14 protein-coding genes are annotated in these 19,558 nt (G+C 62.3%); 4 read left to right on the top strand and 10 right to left on the bottom strand.

Annotated elements, in window-relative coordinates:
- Positions 1-2,723, bottom strand: a 2,723-nt coding sequence (locus IB262_RS29065; RefSeq protein WP_210333368.1) for a VCBS domain-containing protein, incomplete at its 3' end; no start/stop codon positions are given.
- Positions 2,724-3,213: 490 nt separating this feature from the next.
- Between IB262_RS29065 and IB262_RS29070 the strand changes: the two genes are divergently transcribed.
- Complete coding sequence (locus IB262_RS29070) at positions 3,214-4,140, top strand: transglutaminase-like cysteine peptidase (RefSeq protein WP_246802741.1); 927 nt, start codon at positions 3,214-3,216, stop codon at positions 4,138-4,140.
- A 60-nt stretch (positions 4,141-4,200) separates the two neighbouring features.
- Here IB262_RS29070 and IB262_RS29075 read toward each other — a convergent pair whose 3' ends face one another.
- The 9 genes from IB262_RS29075 to phnD all read right to left on the bottom strand — a co-directional run bounded on the left by IB262_RS29075 (position 4,201) and on the right by phnD (position 16,376).
- Entirely contained in the window at positions 4,201-4,809 is a 609-nt protein-coding gene (locus IB262_RS29075; RefSeq protein WP_034794673.1) for a ribbon-helix-helix domain-containing protein, read from the bottom strand.
- A gap of 3 nt (positions 4,810-4,812) precedes the next feature.
- On the bottom strand, positions 4,813-6,093 hold the full coding sequence (locus IB262_RS29080; protein WP_060516593.1) for an HlyD family type I secretion periplasmic adaptor subunit: 1,281 nt from the start codon (positions 6,091-6,093) through the stop codon (positions 4,813-4,815).
- A gap of 61 nt (positions 6,094-6,154) precedes the next feature.
- Positions 6,155-8,332 (bottom strand): type I secretion system permease/ATPase, encoded by a 2,178-nt coding sequence (locus tag IB262_RS29085; RefSeq protein WP_112975333.1) that lies wholly within the window; start codon positions 8,330-8,332, stop codon positions 6,155-6,157.
- Positions 8,333-8,366: 34 nt separating this feature from the next.
- Positions 8,367-9,728 carry a TolC family outer membrane protein gene (locus IB262_RS29090; protein ID WP_082566420.1) on the bottom strand — a complete coding sequence of 454 codons (1,362 nt, stop codon included), beginning with the start codon at positions 9,726-9,728 and terminating at the stop codon, positions 8,367-8,369.
- A gap of 448 nt (positions 9,729-10,176) precedes the next feature.
- Positions 10,177-10,938: a GGDEF domain-containing protein gene (locus IB262_RS29095; protein WP_089045778.1), complete on the bottom strand. Its 762-nt coding sequence runs from the start codon at positions 10,936-10,938 to the stop codon at positions 10,177-10,179.
- 247 nt (positions 10,939-11,185) lie between these two features.
- The gene (locus IB262_RS29100; RefSeq protein WP_112975332.1) at positions 11,186-12,352 is read right to left on the bottom strand and encodes an ABC transporter substrate-binding protein; all 1,167 of its coding nucleotides are present in this window, start codon (positions 12,350-12,352) and stop codon (positions 11,186-11,188) included.
- A gap of 49 nt (positions 12,353-12,401) precedes the next feature.
- Positions 12,402-13,484 (bottom strand): ABC transporter ATP-binding protein, encoded by a 1,083-nt coding sequence (locus IB262_RS29105; protein ID WP_112975331.1) that lies wholly within the window; start codon positions 13,482-13,484, stop codon positions 12,402-12,404.
- Positions 13,484-15,280, bottom strand: coding sequence for an iron ABC transporter permease (locus IB262_RS29110; protein WP_112975330.1), 1,797 nt, complete (start codon positions 15,278-15,280; stop codon positions 13,484-13,486). Before IB262_RS29110 ends, IB262_RS29105 begins: the two co-directional genes overlap by 1 nt.
- 133 nt (positions 15,281-15,413) lie before the next feature.
- Positions 15,414-16,376, bottom strand: coding sequence for a phosphate/phosphite/phosphonate ABC transporter substrate-binding protein (phnD, locus tag IB262_RS29115; protein ID WP_112975329.1), 963 nt, complete (start codon positions 16,374-16,376; stop codon positions 15,414-15,416).
- A 111-nt stretch (positions 16,377-16,487) separates the two neighbouring features.
- On the opposite strand from phnD, the gene IB262_RS29120 reads away from it, so the two are divergent.
- Genes IB262_RS29120 through IB262_RS29130 form a run of 3 tightly spaced genes read left to right on the top strand, consistent with a single transcriptional unit; the run spans position 16,488 to position 19,550 of the window.
- Positions 16,488-17,180, top strand: a complete 693-nt coding sequence (locus tag IB262_RS29120; RefSeq protein WP_089045773.1) for a response regulator transcription factor — start codon at positions 16,488-16,490, stop codon at positions 17,178-17,180.
- A complete protein-coding gene (locus IB262_RS29125; RefSeq protein ID WP_348646646.1) occupies positions 17,170-18,552 on the top strand; it encodes a sensor histidine kinase in 1,383 nt (460 codons plus the stop codon). The genes IB262_RS29120 and IB262_RS29125 overlap by 11 nt, the downstream gene beginning before the upstream one ends.
- Complete coding sequence (locus tag IB262_RS29130) at positions 18,549-19,550, top strand: substrate-binding domain-containing protein (protein ID WP_112975328.1); 1,002 nt, start codon at positions 18,549-18,551, stop codon at positions 19,548-19,550. The genes IB262_RS29125 and IB262_RS29130 overlap by 4 nt, the downstream gene beginning before the upstream one ends.
- Positions 19,551-19,558: the final 8 nt, after the last annotated feature.

The following is a 19,558-nucleotide window of genomic DNA, read 5'->3' on the forward strand; positions in this document are numbered from 1 at the left end:
GTGCCGAGATAGCCGTTGCCGTTCGCCTTGAAGCTGGCGGTGTGCGTGTCGAGCGTATCGACATCGCTAAAGCCAACCGCACCGCCCTGCGTGTGTGTGACCGTGTTCTCACCCGTCGCCTTGTCGGTGATCTCCGTGACCGCACCGCTCTGCACGCCCGAGGTGATGACCGGTGCGTCGTTGGTGCCGGTGATCACGATCGTCACGGTCTGGATCGCCGTGCCGCCGTGACCGTCATTGATGGTCACGTCGTAGGTCTGCGTCAGCGTCTGGCCGGCCTGAAGCGAGTCGAGAACGCTGTCGGCAATCTCGAAATTCCAGCCAACCTTGTCACCGGCCTGATCGACCGTCCCGAGCGCGAACTTGCCGAGATAGCCTTCGCCGTTCGCCTTGAAGCTGGCGCTGTGGGTGTCCAGCGTGTCGACGTCGGAAAAGCCGACCGTGCCGCCCTGCGTGTGCGTAACCGTGTTCTCGCCAGCGGCATTGTCGCCAATCTCCGCGACCTTGCCGCTCTGCGGGCCTGTCGTGATGACCGGGGCATCGTTCGTGCCGGTGATTGTGATTGTGACGGTCGTCGACGACCTATCACCATCTCCGTCAGTGATCTCGTAGGTGAACGTATCCGTCACCATCTGGCCCGCGGCGAGACTTTGCACACCGGCCGTCGCGTTGTTGAGCGTGTAGGTATAGCTGCCATCGGAATTCAGCACCAACGTGCCGAACTGACCTGCCGTCGAACCGCCGACCAGACCTGTTGTGCTCCCGAATGAAACGGACGTCACCGATACGCCGTCTGCCCCTGCGATATCCTTGACACCGTCCGTGCCGTTCTCATCCGCACCTCCCGAACCGGTCAGCACGTTGCCATCTGCAAAGACGGCGCCATCTTCGGACACGCTGTCCGTGTCGGCGGCAGCGACCGGCATGTCGTCAGAGACCGCGATCGTCACCGTGCCTTCGGCCCTGTCTCCGTCGGTATCGGTTGCGATCACCTTGACCTGACCGAGGTTTGCAAAGTCATCGGAATGGCTGGCGTAGTTGCTGTTCAAAGTCGCCGTCACCGTCGCGCTATCGCCTGCGCGAACCAGGTCGAGCGTGACGACAGCCGTACCGCCGGCCCGGCCGATGATCTGGGTATCGGAAATACGGTCCCAAACCAGCACGCTGGTCAGCCCGCTGGTGTCACCGAACGCAATTGTCGCGATCGTATCCGAACCCGCGACAAAGCCAATCGTGCCGCTGCTCGTCTCGGCGCCACCGACCGGCGTCGAGCCATTGGCAAGGTTCTGGTCATCGAGCGTCAGCGCTGCGGACGCGGCAAGCGGATCAACCGACGGACCTGCGCCGTCCACCACCTTGATCGTCTGGCTGTCGCTCGTTGTATCGTTGTCGCCGTCCCTGGCCGACAGCGAGAACGTCACGTCGAGACCGCCGGCATTGTTAAGATTGCTTGCTGCCGTGAACGACCAGGTCTTGTCCGCATTGACCGTCAGCGTACCCTCGGCGAGCGTGAAGTCCACCTTCTGGCCTGCGGTCAACGTCAGCGTTTGCGTGGTGTTGCCAACCGTCACGTCCACCGTGCCGACGCCGTCAGCGCCTGCCGTCAGTGTCCAGCTGCCGTTCAGTGTCTGCCCCTCAGCAACCTGCGCCGTCTCTGGATTTGTGATGCCGATCACTGGAATGTCGTCAACGATATCGACACGCAGCGTGGCCGTGCCGGTCGCGCCGTCACCGTCGGTGACCGTCAGGGTGAAGATATCCCGGTCCTGTTCGACATTGGCGCCCGGATTGACGCCTGAGCCGATGACCGGGCTCGTCAATTCATAGGTATACTGCGCAACACCGGTCGCGGGATCGTAGGCCGTGATGGTGAGCACGCCGAACTCGCCCGCAACCGACTGCCCGACCAGGCCGCCGATGGGAAAGGTCCGGCCGTTGATCGTCAGGCTGGCGATATCGCCGGCACCATCCGGATCGGAAATGGTGAAGATGCCCTTGACCGACGCGCTGCCGTCACCGGCGCGCGAACCGCTGGCGAGGCCCGCTTCATCGACCTGCCGGTCGCTGACAAAGATGCCGCCGGGGCCGCTGCTGCCGTCGGGAATGATCGACGGTGCGTCGTTGGGATCGAGGGTCGGCGGCAGAAGCTCGGTCGTCTCAAGCGTCGGAAACTGCAGCGCGGTCGGCGCCAGCAAGTTGATGACCGGTCCGGCCTCGCCGATATCGCCATTAGCCCCTGCGAAGTCGCCGCCGCTGCTCTGGTTCGAAACGACGCTGATGCTGCCGTCCGGGCCGGCCGCGACGTTGATGCCGTTTTCTCCGAGCACCGCCACGAGGGTTTCGCGCGGGATTTCGGCGTCACCGATCAGGAAGGTCGGGACCTTCAATGCCGCGTTGTGAATGGTGATCGTGGAACCGTCAGGCTGTTCCAAAACGATATCGTTGCCAACGACCTTGATCTTTTCGATCGACGCGCCCGCAGGCAAATGCACGATATTCGAAGCATCGGCGCTGATTTCCGTCGGCATGGGCGCTGTCTGGGGCACGGTTTCGGCGCCCTTCACAGGGGCACCCGTCGCGGGGTCGATGAGTTCCGGCTCGCCTGCGGGAGCGGCCTGCGCAACCAGGCGGTCAGCCTTGCCGTCGGGCGCGTTGCGGAATTCGATTGCCTCTGCCGACAGAGCTGCGGCGTCGTTGGAAATTGCGGTGCCTTCGGTTGCCATGGAAATACCCCTCGACCTTTGCGGGCGACGAAAACATCAACCCTGCGAGAGCGCAATCGGCACTGAAGAGCCTCACCTAAAACAGCATACTATATTATGCTAATACCCAAAATTGGTGACGTTAGTACAAATTTAGTATTTCTGGTCATCGTTCGGAAACCAACCCTGCTTTCGGATCAGCGCCGCTGATGCTGCCACGGCAAAACGTGCGTCGTTCAATGACGTGGACGTCTATTTCGCCAGGTGCCAGCGCAAGCCTTTTCCGAGACAGGCGAATGTGATCGGCCACCGTCCTCATCGGCAAGGTCAGCAAGCCCACGACGTCCTTGATATAGAAGCGGCTTGAGCCGAAAGAATACACAAGTATAAAATTTGACTAAAATTTTAGATAAAACGTATCTCTTCGAAACACTCTAAATAATACATACCGCTTTACCGGCATTTTTCTTTTCGTTCGTACAGTGTCCTCAACAAACCGAGAGACACGGCGATGAATAAGACGCGTTGGAAGCACGGCAGGAAATACCTGAAGACTTCGGTCTTCGCGATCGGCCTTGCGTCGCTTTTCGCAACGACACCCACGCAGGCTGGCCAACCGGCCGTGCTCGTCCCCGGCCTGTTGCATCAGATGGTGAGCCTGGCAAGCCCGCTCGCCGCCATCGCAACGCAGACCATCGACACCTGGTCGAAGCAGGCTTCCGAAGCCCTCCGGCGCCAGAACGTGCAGCAAGTGGCGCTGGCGACCCGCCCAGATCTCCGGCCCCAGCCGTCCGCTCAGTCGGAACCATCCGCCGTTTTCCACTCGGTTGCGTTCCGGGTGTCAGCGATCCCGGTCGCCCGCAAGTGGAAGACCGTCTACCCGGCAGTGGTGGCTGCGGACTTCAACGATTGCGCACAAAAGAGCGGTTGCGCCGCCCGCGACATTCTCGGCCAGGCGATCGAAAACGCTGATGGTCTTGCCTTTCGCCAGAAGATCAGCGGCATCAACCGGACTGTGAACCGGATCGTTCGCTACCAGCCGGACGCGGAAAACTACGGGGCCAAGGATTATTGGGCGACGCCGGACGAAATTCTTGCCCGAGGCAAGGGCGACTGCGAAGACTATGCCATTTTGAAGATGGCCGCGTTGAAGGCGGCGGGACTGCCGTCGGAGGCGATGTCGATCGTGGTTCTGCGTGACGTCAGGCGCAACCTATATCACGCGGTCCTCGCGATCACGACGAGCCAGGGCCACTTCATCCTCGATAACCTCAGCGACCAGGTGAAGCTCGATACCGCCTTGCCGAGCTATCAGCCGCTGTTTTCGGTCAGCGCCGAGCGTTCCTGGATCCACGGCATCAAGAGCACCGGCGACAAGGTCGCCTCCGCCGCACCGCTTGCCGACGTCATGCCCGGAGAAGGCATCGCCGTTCGCTGACTGTGCCCGCCAGGCTCGACTTGGCTGACGGCCTTGTGGTTAGCAGCGACCACTACTCAGTCAACCGAGAATGAAGCCGATGATCACGTCCTGATCCACGAGCGGGGCGAGTGCAGCATTGAGCTTGCCGCGCGTAACCTGCCCCTGCACCCCGATGGTGAAGCCCGCCGGCTGCGGCTCGCCCGGAGCCGCTTTCAAGCGCTGGACCAGATCGACGAACTGAACGTCGAACGAAAGCCTCAAGCCACGCGCCGCCTGCGGCTGCTGGGAGCGCAATACGCGCGTCTGAACGAAGGAGAGGAAGGCCGCGTTGTAGGCGACGATGTGCTTGCTGCCCGTGAGCGCAAAAGCTGGCGACGGGCTGGCGCGTACCTGGCTGGCGACGGCCGCCAGGCTGCCGCGCTTTCTGGCCGTCTCAAGCTGATCACGAAGGTGGCGGGTCGCGACATAGCGCAGACGTGCGGTCAGATTGCCGTCGCCTTCGAGTTCCCTTTCGCAGGACGCAACGATATCGGCGAGCCGACAGCCATTCCGTGCGGCAAGCTCGCCCAGACAGTGCCAGTAGATTTCCTCGAGCTTGATGCCGCGGCGTTGACCGCCGACGGTAACGACGCGGAACCGAAGCGCACTCATGTCCTCTTCATCTGCCAGAGGCGGCGTCTCGTTCATCGGTCAGCGCTCCCGCAGCGCTTCCTCGCGGGCCTTGTTGATCGGCTTCATCAGGTAGGCAAGAATCGTCTTCTTGCCGGTCATGATGTCGACCGAGGCAATCATGCCCGGCATGATCGCGTATTCGCGCCCGTCCTTCACGAGGGCGGCCATGTCGGTTTTGACGCGCACGAGATAGTAGGTCTCACCGCTGTTCTGGTCGACGAGGCTGTCAGCGCTGACGGTCTCGACAATTCCGCCGAGCCCCCCATAGATCGAGAAATCATAGGCAGAAATCTTGATCAGCGCCGCCTGTCCGGTGCGAACGAAGGCGACATCCCGCGGAGAAAGCCGCGCCTCGACAAGCAGCGTCTCCGACGTCGGAACGACGCCGCCGATCACCGCTCCGGGCGTCACATAGGCGCCGACGGTGTTGACATCGAGCGTATTGATGATGCCATCGACCGGCGAGCGAATGTCGGTATTGGCAACGCGGCTTGTGGCGCCGCGAATGGTCTCATCGATCACCGAAAGCTGCGAAAGCGCCTCGGTTTTTTCGGCCAGCGCCTCCTGCTTCAGTTGCAGCGAGAGCTCCGTCACCTGCAGCGACGCCTCCCTGAGCGCCGCCTCGAGTTTGCCGACCGATTCCTTCCAGAGTGCGAGCTGCCCTCTGGTGTCGGTCAGTTCCTTTTCGACCCGAAGCAGTTCGGTCTGCGCGACGAGCTTGCGCTTGCCCATCGGCGCGAGCAGCTCCTGCTCGCGCTCGGTCACCTGCATGCTCTCGCTCAGCCGGGTGATGTTGGCCTCCGCTTCCGCCAATTCCTGCTGGCGCTGTCCCTCACGGGCCTGCATCACCGACAGCTTGTTGTTGAAGTTGCCGGCCTTGGCCTGAAGCAACTGCTCCTCGTTGGCGCAGATTGCCGGGGCAACCTTGGCGATATCCTCGGGGCAGATGTACTTGCTGTCGTAGGCCCCGGTCTCCTCGAGTTCCAGCCGTGCGATCTGCGCCCGCAGCGAGCGGGCCTTGGCTTCGAGCTCGCCGAGCGACGAGCCGCTTGCCGTATCATCGAGGCGCAGGATCAGGTCGCCGCGGCGCACGACCTGGCCGGGCTGCACGGCGATCTCGCGCACGATACCGGGCTCGCTCGATTGAATGATCTGCGTTTTCGAGACGGGAATGACCTTGCCTTCGCCGCGGGCGATCTCGTCGACCTCGGCGATCGCCGCCCAGGCGACGAAGGAACTGATCAAAAGGCCGATCACCAACAGTCCAGCGCGCGCGGCCAGCGGCGGTTTCTCAGTCATCTCGGCGCCCTCCGAAACGCGGGGACCGGCATTGCTTCATCGTCATTTAGATAAGGGTGGATCATAGCCCCGTCCCTTCTGCCGGCCCGGCGGGACCGGAACGTCGCTGCAACTGCTCGATAACGGCAGCCTTCGGTCCGTCGGCGACGATGCGCCCTCGGTCGAGAACCAGCAGCCGGTCGACAAGGCTCAGCATGCTATGGCGGTGCGTTGAGATCAAAAGCGTGACGTCGCCGCTGAAGACATTGGAAAGCTTGTTGATCAACTCGCGCTCGCTGGCGAGGTCCATCGCACCGGATGGCTCGTCCAGAAACACCACCTTCGGCTTGCGCAGTAGCAGCCGGGCAATGGCGACCGCCTGGCGCTGTCCACCCGAAAGCTGGGAACCGCGTTCGCCGACCGGCATGTCATAACCACGCGGATGATGCGAGACGAACTCATCGACGCCGGCCAGTCTCGCTGCCGCAACCACCTCTTCGTCGCTGGCGGTCGGGTTCGCCATCAGCAGGTTTTCCTTGATGGTCCCGGAAAAGAGGTCGGAATTCTGCGACACGAACGAGACGGCCGAACGGACGACGGAGGGGTGTAGCTGCCGAATATCGACACCATCGAGCAGGATGCGTCCGGCGCTCGGCGCGTAGAGACCGGCCAGAAGGCGGCCGATTGTCGTCTTGCCCGAACCGATGCGGCCGATGATGCCGACGCGCTCGCCCGCTTTGATCGTGACGTTCATACCGCTGACCACCTTGTGGTCCGTTTGCGGGTAAGCAAAGTCGAGATTCGTAAAGGTGATGCTGCCGTTGCGGATCTCGCGGTTGACGAAGCCGATCGTGTCCGGTCGGTCCTCCGGCTGCTCCATCACGGCATTGAGGATCCGCAGCGACAGAATGGCCTGGCGCAGTCGCGCCAGGGTCATGGCGATCTGCCCGAGCGGCGCGACGGCGCGGCCGGAAAGCATGCTGGCAGCAATGATCGCGCCGGATGAAATCTTGCCCTCGGTAAATTCATAGGCGCCGGCAACGACGATGCAGACCGTGACCAGCTGCTGCACGAACTGCGTCGCATGCGAGGCCCAGGAGGAAATCTCCTTGATCTGCTCGGACGTGTTCGAGGAATGCTTGGCGAGCTCGTTCCAGCGGCGAAGCAACTGCTTTTCCGAGTGCAGCGTCTTCACCGTCTCGATCGCACTGATCGTTTCGACCAGCAGCGCCTGACGCTGGGCCGATTCATTCGACGCGGCGGCGACGCGGTTGCCGATCTTGTATTGCGCGACATAACCGATCAGGAGACTGAAGATGAAGGCGACCGCCGGGATAATGGCGATCCAGCCCGCCACCGCATAGACGGCTGCGATGAAGACGAAGACGAAAAGACTGTCGATGATCGTGCTGAGCGTGTTCGACGTGAAGAATTCCCGAACGAATTCGTACTGCATCGCCCGGTTGGCGTATTCGCCGGTCGAAGGCGGTCGCGACGCCATGGTCGCATGCAGGATCTTCTCGAACAGCATGTAGGAGAGTTTCAGGTCCGCCTTGCGGCCGGCATAGTCGATCAGCGCCGCACGCACAGTCTTCAAAAGGAAGTCGAAGAGAATGGCGGTGCTGATCCCGAGCGCCAGCACCCAGAGGGTCGCGATAGCCTTGTTCGGCAGGATGCGATCATAAACGTTCATCGTGAAGAGCGGGGCTGCAAGCGCCAGCACGTTGATGAAGAAGGCGGCGATCGCGACCTGCACATAGGCCTGCCAGAACGGCTTGACCGTGGCGGTCAGCCAGTGGCGGCGGTCGATGTTGCGCGCCTCGCCGACGCCGCGGCCAGTCGCGGTGTTGAGGTAGGTGGCCGAGAACGACAAGGCGTAGGCGAGCCCGCCGACGTCAAGGTCGGACAGTGTGATCGGCATCTCGCTGGGCGCCGCCAGTCTGTTGGATAGGCTTAGCGTGCCGTCGGGCGCCTCTTCCAGAAGCGCCATGACACTGCCATCGCGAAAGACCAGCAGCAGAGGGTAGACGAAATCACGATTGCCGATCGCGCGCGCGGAAACGAGCTCCGTTTCCAGGCCGACCCGCTCGGCAATACGGGAGACGTCCTCGGCGCTCGGCAACCGAGGATCGAAGGGCACGTCCGAATAGAGCACACTATCTGACGAGGGGCGGTTCAAGAAGATGCAAATCTCCTTGAACGCCTCGGAAAAGCCGGTCAGAGACGGGCCAATCTGCACATGCCTGTCAATGCCTTGCATTACCACCGGTTGTGTCCACCCTGACGAGGACTATTCATTTCTGCCGGATCGGCGCCAACAGGTCGAGCGGCAAGTCGTTCGTCTGGCGCGACGGCACACGACGATAGGTTTCCGTGGCCGGCGCATCCGGGACATTGAACTCATTGCGCGCATAGGCTTCCGCCTGCGCCGGCGCCTTGATCTTCATGGTCGGCAGCAGCTGGCCTGTTGCTGCCAGCAGCCGGTACTCGGCAAAAAGCGCGGCATACTGCGCGGTCTTTGCGAGAACGCTGACGTTGAAACGCGAATTCTGCGCGCCGAGCACGTCGAGCAGCGAACGCTGGCCGACCTTGAGCTGCTCGCGATAGGATTCGACGAGTTGCACGTTCATCTGCGCCTGCTGGTTCAGCGTGCGGGCGATGTCGTACTGGCTGCCGCGGCGCTCCCAGGAGATGCGCACGGCTTCCTCGACCTCGCGGTGCGCCTGATGGAAGACCAGGCGCTGTTCGCTTGCGCGGCGCATCTGCTCCTGCTCGTTGGCGACATCGATGCCGCCACGATAGAGATTCCACTTCGCGACGATCCGGCCCTGTGCGTCCCAGGTGTTGCCGGTCGAGCCGTCGATATCGTTGCCTGAGCGCACGCGGCCCTCGGCGAAGACTTCGGGCAGCATGTTCGAGCGTGCCGCCTTGACCTGCGAGTCCGCGACATTGATGTCGGAGTCGGCAGCCTTGATCCGCGGATTGTTGGTGCGCGCAATGCCGATCGCCGTCTCCAGTGTCTTCGGCAGCGCGCCGGCGACCGACTTCGGCATGGATGGATTGGTGAGGGGCTGTCCGACCAGGCGGTTGAAGCTGATCTTGACCGTATCGAAGGCCTCTTCCGCTTCCTGCAGGCGGGCCTTGGCCGCCAGCAGCCGTTCGCTTGCCTGCTGACGGTCTGCCTCGGTGAGAGCGCCGCCCGAAATCAACGAACTGATATCCGACAAGATCGACTGGTGCACGCCGACGTTCTTGCGCGCTTCCGCAACGATCTGCTGCTGGAGAATATATTCGAAATACTCGCGAACGATCTGCAAGCCGATCGTCTCGGAACGCTCCAGCACCCGGAAGGAGGCGCTATCGACGCGCGCTGCTTGACGCTCGAGTTCGGCGCGACGGCCACCACCATCAAAGAGCTTCTGCGTGATGGTCAGCCCGACGTCGGAAGGATAGAGCGGATCGTTCTCGATCGAGGCAAGGCGACGGCTGCTGTCTTCGAGGTGGCGCACACCAGTCGATGCTTCGACGTCGACGCTCGGCAGATAGAGACCGCGCGCCTGCCGCAGTTCGAATTCGATTGCCTCACGGTTTTCGATCGACTGACCGATTTCCGGATTCGATTCCATCGCAATCTGAAGCGCTTCCCTCAGCGTCATCGCTTCCGCAGCACCACCCGCAAACACCGTCGACGCGAGCAGAATAGAAAGCAGCCCGCCTCCAATAAATTTCCCCACTTTCAACTCTATCCCCCTCGCAATCAGTACGACATGCTGGTTAATCCAAACGTACGTCACAACTGCCTTATTTATCGACAGATAATACAGAGGTAATATAAAGCAGGGACCAATTTTGGGGTGGTCCCTGATAGGCCCAAGCTTTCGCACGGCTATGTTGCAAAAATGGAACAACGGTGTTGCGCCGAAAGATTCCAGTAACCTATTGAATTGAAATAAGCTCCACGACAGTACTGCAGATGACAGGCAACCCTTTGCAACAGTGGGGCCCAGCGCAACACAACCCTAAAGCGACAAACGAACTGGCCCTCAGCCGCCGCGAGCGATCGTTGCATACGACTCCGGCACAAGCAACGTTACCGCCAGTCATTCACGCCGAAGGCAGGCGGACGAAATCGACAGGCCGGGTGCCCTCGCTGGCAACCATGACCGTCTCGGAGGCAGCTGCCCGGCGCAAGCGTTCCAGATCGACACTGCCATCGAACAAAGCTCCGCCGACGCTGAGTTCGAGGTCGACCTTGCTGCCATCGGCAGAGAAATGGGCGGACGACAGCGCCGTCGTCAGGCGGTTTGAGACATGTTCCGCATCCGTCTCCGTTGCGCCGACGAGCAGGACGTCGAAACTGGCTGGGCCCGTCCGGGCGACGATATCGTCGCGACGCACGGACGTGCTGATCGTCGAAGCGACGAATTGCAGCAGCTCCTCGCTCCAGGCCGGGCCGAAAGCAGCGCCGACGTCATCGAGATTGTTGATACGCAGATGAATGAGCGCGCCATGCAGCTCCTCGCCGGCGCTTTGGCGGCGGCGTTCGAGGCCATTGACCTGCTGTACGAGCCCGCGACCGGTCACGCAGCCCGTCGTGGCATCATGGGCGACAACATGATTGATCTGGTTGCGCAGGCGCTGCGCCCGGCGAAACTGCGTCGCTGCCACGACGATCAGTGGCACGCCCATCAGCAGGGAGATTAGCGCGGCACCGACCATGGCAGCCGCATAAGGCTGGTCGACCAGGGCGACCAGGCTGAGATAGACCAGGAGCTGGGCGAGCACGGCGAATCCAACAATGCCGCCGATGGCATATCGCGCGATCCGCCAATCTTTCTGCCCGTTGAACTGCACGTCTCTTTGCATGCCTCGCTCCCGATTCACGAATGACGATCGGTCTAGCGCGAGTTTATGGATTTTCCATTTCGATGGTACCTACAACTTTATGCAGTGCGCCGGTTCTCCGCAAAAAATGCACCAAAACGGGAAACGTTCTCCGGCGTCTGCCCGGGTGATGCGCGCTCTGGTCATCCGACGCGAGGGGTTTCTCCCTTCATGCAATACTTCGCCGGGGACGGAAAATAATCCCCGGCGAGGTTCGACGTTGGTTTGCTTATCGCGAATTGACGATCCAGAAGTCCTGCCAATCCTGCAGCTTGGCAAAGTCGGCCTCCGACGTCTCGGAATGCGGGACGTGCAGTTCATGCACGACGTCGATGACGCCCGAGGCCTCTTCCTTCGGAATTTTCGCTTCCTGGTTGGAGGAGATCTTGCCGTCGGCGAGCTGCGGCGCCATGCCCTCTTCCGTCATCATGAAGTGAACGAAGAGCTTGGCTGCGTTCGGATGCTTCGAGCCCGAAGCGATCACCGCCACGCGCGGGGTCAGCTGGCCGACCCAAGGCTTCAGGCCGGCGCAGATGCCCATGCCGTAGCCGTTCTTCTTCGCGTCACGGAAGATGGCGGAGCTGAGGAAGCCCATGAAGGGTTTTTCCTGCCCGGCCGCACCAATGATCGGGCCGACATCCGTATCGCTGCGGGTCACGCTCGGCTTGTTCCTGGCAAGGCGCTTGACCCATTCGGCCGTTGCGCTTGCCTCTTTCGTTTCGAGCGGCTTGCCGAAGAAGGCCTCATAGGCCTTGCGCATCGCGTCGTCATCGTGGGTTTCGATCTGGTTGAACCAGAACATCGTCTCGTTGCGCAGCAGCGGATCGGGAATGGCGACACGGCCCTTCCAGTCTTCCGTCGTCAGCGCCCAGACGTTGTCGATCGGGCATTTGTCGCCATGGACGTCGGTGTTGTACGCCCAAACCCACGGGTTGAGGCTGGTGATCGCGGGCGTCTGGTATTGGGCCGGCACAACCTCCTTGAGGTCCGGCGGCATCCAGCTTACACCTGCGCCCTGCGCAATGATTTCCGTGGTGACCGACGGAAGGTTGCTCATGTTGAAGACGTCGGAGCGAACGCTGCCTGCGACGGCTTCGCGCAGGATGACCTGCTGCTGATCCTGGCCGCTCAGCTTCACGCCCGTCGCCTGAATGCCGTACTTCGCCGTGAAGTTTTCGGCCATGGAAACGATCTTGCCGGTCGCATCAACGACGGTGATCGGCCCTTCCTTTTTTGCCGCCTCGATCAGCGCTTCCAGGGTGTAGTCGGCATCGGAAATGCCGAGCTCGGCTGCGTCCTGCGCCGCCGCCGGTGCGGCCAGCGCCACCAGCGACACACCGGCCAGAATGGCGCGGCGAACGGACCTTGGCAGTCTTCCTTTTTGTATTGACAGCATTTTATCCTCCTTACGGTCAATTGCTCTGTCGGTATGGGATTGCTTCGTTTCAGGCGGCGATACGCCGACCCGCGTTATCGAAAATGTGAAGGTGCTGGGGCTCGACATGGAAGAACACGGTGTCGCCCCGGGCCGCCTCGGGCAGCTCGCCCGCGATTGCAAAGAACTGTTCGCCGTCGACCGAGAGCTCGACGATCCAGCTTCCGCCGGTCGGCACCACTTCGACGACCTTGCCCTCCTTTGCGCCTTCCACCTTGGTGCGCGCCAGGCGAACCGATTCCGGGCGGATGCCGACGGAGGCCGCCGGCTGCGGCAATGTCCTTGAGGCCAGGTGGGCCTGCATCCAGGCGACCAGCGCGCCGGATCGCTCGCTGCTGAGTTCGATGATGTTGATCGGCAGGTTGCCGACGAATTCGGCGACGAAGCGGTTGGCCGGGCGCTCGTAGATGTCGTCAGGCGTGCCGAGCTGCTGCAGTTCGCCCTCGCTCATGACGGCGATGGTGGTTGCAAGCGTCATCGCCTCCCACTGGTCATGGGTCACGAAGACGATGGTGGACCCGAGCTCCTGATGGATCCGCTTGAGTTCCGCCCGCATTTCCAGGCGCAGCTTGGCGTCGAGATTGGACAGCGGTTCGTCGAGCAGGATGATGTCGGGCTTGAGCGCCAGCATGCGGGCGAGCGCCACGCGCTGCTGCTGGCCGCCGGAAAGCTGCGATGGCAGGCGTGTGCGGTAACGGTCGATAGCGAGTTTTTCCAGGACCTCGCCGATGATCGCGTCGCGTTCAGCCTTGGCGACCTTGCGCAGCTTCAGCCCGAACTCGATGTTCTGTTCGACCGTCATGTGCGGCCACAGCGCATAGTTTTGGAAGACCAGGCCCAGGCCGCGTTTTTCCGCCGGCACGTAGATGCCTTCGTCGACCGACACGATTGTGCGGTCACCCAAGTGAATCTGGCCTGCGGTCGGGTGCTCGAGGCCGGCGATCATGCGTAGCGTTGTCGTCTTGCCGCAGCCGGACGGGCCGAGAAGGCAGAGGAAATCTGATTTCGGTATCTCGATGCTCAGCCGCTCGACAGCTGCCTGTGCCGTGTTGCCGTAGCTTTTTCTGACATCGCGGATGCTGATGTTTGACATTACTTGCCTCCCAAACCGTCGGACAATTTGCTTTTTGTGAGTTTCTGGACGATCAGCGTGCCGACGAAGGCAATGATGCAGATCATCAGCACCACGGCGTTGGCCGCCTGGCCGTAGCCGTAGTCGACCAGCCGCAGCGCATAGGTCGTCAGCACGTCGGTCCCGGGGACGGCGAGCACCACGACGAGGCTCAGTCCCTTGATGCCGGAAATGAAGGGCAGCAGGATTCCTGTGACGAGCGCGCCCTTCTGGATCGGCACGACGACCGATGCCAGCCGCCGGAACCAGCCGGCACCGGCAATCCGGGCCGCTTCTTCCGGGTCGCGCCCGAGCTGCATCATGGCCGAGATGCCGGCACGCGAGGCGAAGGGCATCTGGTCGGCAAGGATCGCCAGCACCAGAATGATCGGCGTACCGTAAAGTGCAGGCACAGGCCCTCTTTGAACCGCGAACATCGAAAGATAGGCGGCGGCAAAGGCTATTCCCGGCACGAGATAGGGCAGGAACGTCACTTGCCGCAGGAAGGCGGCGATCATCGTCGAGGATGTGCGGGTAACGGCATAACCGACGAGCAGGCCGAGGAAGCCGGCGCCAGCGGCGGCCGAACCGACGATCCAGAGCGTGTTCCAAGTTGCCTGCCAGAATTCGGGCGTCAGGAGAATGCCCTGTTTGAGCGCCGTGGTGCCGAGATCGGAGCCCAGCCAGTAGGCGAGCGTGAAGTTGTCGAGCGCAAAAACGCCGGGTACCTTCATCACCGTGGTCATGGCGAGCGCCAGCAACGGAACGACGGCGCTGATCAGGAAGACCAGCGTGGCGAGCCCCGCTGCGGGCAGCCGGTACCCGCGAAGCGACGTCGTGCGGTTCATCGAACCCTTCGAGCCGATGACCACGAAACGGCGTGCTTCCTTCAACAGGTACATGTCGAGCGTAATCGAGATGGTGCCGAGCACGACGATGGTGAGCGCAAGGATCGCCCCCATTCCGGTCTGACTGGTGGAGATGGCGCGAAACAGCGAGGTCGCCAACACGTCGTAGCCGACGGGAACACCAAGGATATAGGCGACGCCGAAATCACCGAGACATTTGGCGAAGATCAGCGCGCAGGCCGAAACCAGCGACGGCAGCATCAGAGGCAGAATGATCTTGCGGGCGATGACGCCGTTGCCGGCGCCGATGACGCGGGCGGAATCCTCAAGCGTCGAATCGAACTGCCGCAACGCATTGCCGAACAGCAGGATGACGAAGGGCGTATAGTGCAACGCCAGGATAAGGGTGATCGGCAAGGCTCCATAGGCGAGCCAGTCCGGCGGGGCAAAGCCGAGCGCTTCCATCCAGCTCGGCTGTCCGCCGGTGGTCCTGTTCTTGAAGAGCGTCTGCCACGCAAGAGCAAATGTCCAGGACGGCAGCATGTAGGGGATGATCAGAACGGTGGCGAACCACTTCTTTCCGGGCATGTCCGTGCGGCTGATCAGCCAGGCCATCGGGATCCCGACCACCAGCGCAACCACTATCGCGCCGAAGGCAATAGTTGCGGTATGGAGCAGTGGCCGCCAGAACACGTCGGTGGCGATCACCGACAGGAAGACGCGGTTGAAATAGTAAAGCGTCAGCTCGCCCATCGATTGGCCGGAGCGGGCCTGGTCGGCGAACTGCACGAAGAACGCGTCCTTAAGCAGAAGCAGGATGGGCGCGGCAATCAGATAGGCGAACAGCACGACCAGACCGACGCCCACCATCGTGGTGGGGTCCTGGTTGTGGACCCTGTAATTGTAAATGGCTTTGCCAAAGTTTCGCATAGCAATCCCGTGGGTTGGAAGCCGCACAGCAGTCTCGGGCGGGTTCGCCCGGCCTGCGGTGACGTTTGTGGTAGGCGCGCGACAGGGCCTGCGCACACGGCGCATCGGCATCCTGTCGGGCTGTGGGATGAGGTCAGAAGGTGGAAGCGCCGGCCTTGTCGATGACCTCGCGCACGCTTGCCCAATCCCGATCGTAGCGGATCGGAAGGAAGCGCTCGTCGCCGTGAAACTCGCTCTTCATTTCCGGGGTGAATTCAAAGTCGAAGAAGCACCGCTTCATCGCCGCGACCAGCGGTGGGGCGAGATCATGCGCATAGGCAAAGGACGACGTCGGAAAGATGCCGCTGGTGAATATGACGCGCAGGTCTTCGCGCTTGACCATGCGCCGCTCAATCAGACGTTCCAGCACGTCAGACGCGACCGCCGCCATGTCGTAGTCGCCCGAGATCACGCCGAGAATGGACTTGTCATGGCCGCCGGACATGATCGGCGCGTAGTCTTCCCCCGGGCTCAGGCCTTCGCCCGGGAACAGCGCGCGTGGCGCCAGGTGCCCGGAGTTCGAGAACGCGGACGCGTGCGCCACGCGCCGCCCCTTTAGATCGGACAGGGTCTTGAACGGAGAGTCGGCGCGAACGATGGCAATCAGATTGTAGCCGCGCACCGCATTGTCGATGCCTTTTGCGGCGAAGGGAACGGCACCGGCACGGTTGACGGCCTCGACCGTCGGTCCAGTCGAGAAGCCCGCGAAATGTAGTCGTCCGGACCGCATGGCTTCGATCTCGGCCTTGCTCGATTGCACCGGGTAATAGACGATCTGGCGGCCGAGACAGGCACCGAGATGGGTGGTGAAATCCTTGAACAGGCTCGCATAGATGGCCGGTTCCTCGATCGGAGCATAGGCCCAGACGAGCGTCTGCGGATCCCGCCAATTCGAAGGGTCTGCCGGCGCATCGGCAACGTGGTCCTTGTCCGCGTCGCAATATCGCTCGTCGAGATCAGGGCTTGTCCCGCAACCGGCTTTCGCCGTTGTCGCTACGGGCAACAGCAGCACGCACGCCAATGCGAGGCCGGCTAGAAACAGCCTGTGCGCGTTCATGTCCACCCCTCCCCGAAGCTCCGCTCTCCCGGCGAAAGCTTCATAGTTCTCATCTGCTTTCCATCTGTGTATGGGAGTATCACTGTCACAATCCTGTCACCTGGAAACGCGATGCGCATTCTCCTGATCGAAGACACCCCCGACATCGCCTTTGCCATTTCCATGCGCCTGGAAAAGGAAGGCTACGAGGTCACGACCGCGTTCGACGGCGCGGAAGGAGAGCGGCTCGCCCTCAACGCCTCGCACGATCTGGTGATCCTCGACATCAACCTGCCGAAGCGGGACGGCTTCGCCATCCTGAGTTCCATGCGCCAGGGTGGGTTGACGCGTCCCGTCATCGTCATCACCGCCCGCAACCAGGTGGCCGACAAGGTCGATCTGCTCGAATTAGGCGCTGACGATTATTTGGTCAAACCGTTCGACCTGCACGAGCTCGTCGCGCGCATCCGGGCCGTCTCCCGCCGGCACCTGGGTGCGGCGCAATCGGTTCTGCGTTTGGGCTCGATTTCCATCGACCTTTCGGCCCGCGCGGTGATGCTCGAAGGCCGCCCGCTCGACCTCGGCCGCCGCGAATTCGACGTGCTGGAGGCGCTCGCGACCCGTGCCGGCACGACGGTCAACAAGGAGCAGCTAGTCGTGAAACTCTTCGGCTACGAGGACACGGGCACGCCGAATGCCGTGGAGCTTCTGGTTTCCCGGGTGCGCCGGAAGCTGGAGGACTGCGACATCGAGATCGTCACGCATCGCGGCGTAGGCTACATGCTGCGCCAGCGCTCCGGGAGCGGTGCAAGCGGTGCGCTCTGATTACTCGATCGAGCGCCGCATCCTTTCCAGCGGCGCTGCCCTGCTCATCATCATCGGGCTTTTCCTGTTCTGGATGGTGCGCTGGAATGCGCACAACGCGGCCGAAGAAGCTTTTGACCGGGTGCTTGGCGCGGCGGCACTTTCGATTGCCGATACGGTGTCGATCGAGGACGGCACCGCAAGCGTCGACCTGCCGCATTCCGCCTTCGCCATCCTCGGCACGTCCCGGCTCAATCGCATCTTCTACCGGGTGGCGGCTCCCGACGGGACGATCATTACCGGCTCGCCGATCCTCGGCCTGGAGATCCCGCACGGGACGGGACCGCAGTTGCGGCTGGCCGACAGCACCTACAGGGGTGAACGGATCCGCATCGCCGCCGTCGCCCGCTACAGCACCGATGCCGCCGGCGGCGGCTGGGTCGACGTTCTCGTCGGCGAAACGCGCGAAGCGCGCGATCAACTTGGGTTGCATCTGACCTTCAATGCCGCCCTTCCCGCAATCGCCGTGTCCGTGCTGGCGTTCCTGCTGATCTGGCTTGCGGTCCGCCAGGCTTTTGCACCGCTGAGAACCGTCGAGGCCGATCTGCGCCACCGTGCCTCCTCTGATCTCAGCCCGGTCTCCGGCCCGGTGCCAAGGGAGGTGAGCGCGCTGATCTCGGCGCTCAACGATTTCATGGGTCGGCTCGATTCCGTGCTCGTGGGCCTGAAGAGCGTGACGGCCGACGCTGCCCATCAGTTGCGTACGCCCCTGACCGCCTTGCGCGCGCTTGCAGAACTTTCGATCGACGAAGCGCCGGCCGGCAGGCTGCGTGACATTCTCGGCCGCATCCACGCCAACTCGGTCAATGCCAGCGTTCTCGCAAACCAGCTTCTGTCGGATGCAAGCACGCTGCACGGCATTGAATCGCGCCTGCGCGAGACCCTCGACATGCGCCTAGTCGTGCGGGAAGCCATCCGTCGCCTGCAGGCGGAAGGCTCCTATCCCGCCGCCGCCGACATGTTCACGCTCAACCTGCCCAGCAACGCTGTCGAGATCGAGGCGGAGGCCGTGAGCCTGCGCGAGATGATACGCAACATCATCGAAAATGCGCTCGTGCACGCTCCAGGGTCTATCGACATCACCGTGACAGAGGTGAATCGCCTGGTCCGCTTCGTTGTTTCCGACCGGGGGCCTGGAATCCCGAGGGATATGCGCAAGCAAATGTTCGAACGCTTTTCGCGGGCCGACAACAGTAAACCGGGTTCCGGACTTGGGCTCGCCATTGCCAGAACCGTTGCGGAAGCCATGGGCGGCAGCATCAGCCTCGACGATCGGGATGGAGGCGGGTTGTCGGTCGTGGTTTGCCTGCCCAAAGGCGGAACCCCGGCATGATCGCTCGGTTCACGCTCATGCTTCTCGCCGCGCTCTTTGCCGCATCGACGCCGGCGCGAGCCACTCCGGAGCGGCTCACCATCGTCGGGGTCGACGCGCAGCCGACGATGCAGCCATTGCTCGACGCCCTTCAAGCCGACATGCCACACACAAAGGGCCAGTACAGGCAGGCCCGGCCGAGCCAGATCATTTCGCGGCTGCTGGCAGGCGTCGACGACACCGACCCGATCGATGTGCTCGTGCTGCCGACGCCGGACCTCGCCGTTTACCTGGCCAACGAAGGCAGCGTCGCGCAGCATCGCGCTTCGGCGGTCAAGCACGGGCCGCCGCAGCAGGTTCACTGGCGCAGCGAAGTCTTCAGCATCGGCTACGATCCGGCGGTCTTTGTCGTGCGCAAGGGCGCGATGGCGCCGTTCGACGTCCCGCGCACGCGGACGGAGCTTGCGCGCACGCTGGAGCAGAACCGCGCGCGCCTGCTACGCCGGGTCGGGTTGGTCAACATCGGCATCGACAATGTCAGCTATGCCTTCGCCTCGCAGGAGGCGCTTCGATCGCCGCTCTTCTGGCGCATATCCCGAGCCGTCGGTGCGTCGCAGGCCCGCATATTCGACAGCAACGAGGAACTGCTGCAGGCGATGGCGGAAGGCCGCATCGACATCGGCTACAATGTGCCCTTGTCCGCCGTGCGCAAATGGATGAGCAAGACCGCATCCATCGAGATGGTGATCCCTGAGGACTATGTGCTGGCGCTGCCCTGGACGGCATTGATCCCGGAGAAGGCGCGCAATCGCTCGACCGCCGGCGACGTGGTCGACTTCCTGCTTTCCGATCGCGCCGACCGCGCGCTTGAAGAGGTCGGCCTGACCCGGTCGCGGGATCTCGACACGATGAAAAACGTCCAGTTCATCGAACTGGGACCGGAGCTGCTCGTCTATCTCGACGCCGTCAAGCGCAGCAGATTTCTCGACACGTGGTTCCAGCTCGTGATCCAGGACTAATACCGAAA

Origin of the sequence: Ensifer sp. ENS02, assembly GCF_014851885.1 — a bacterium.
Taxonomy (GTDB): Bacteria; Pseudomonadota; Alphaproteobacteria; order Rhizobiales; family Rhizobiaceae; genus Ensifer; species Ensifer adhaerens.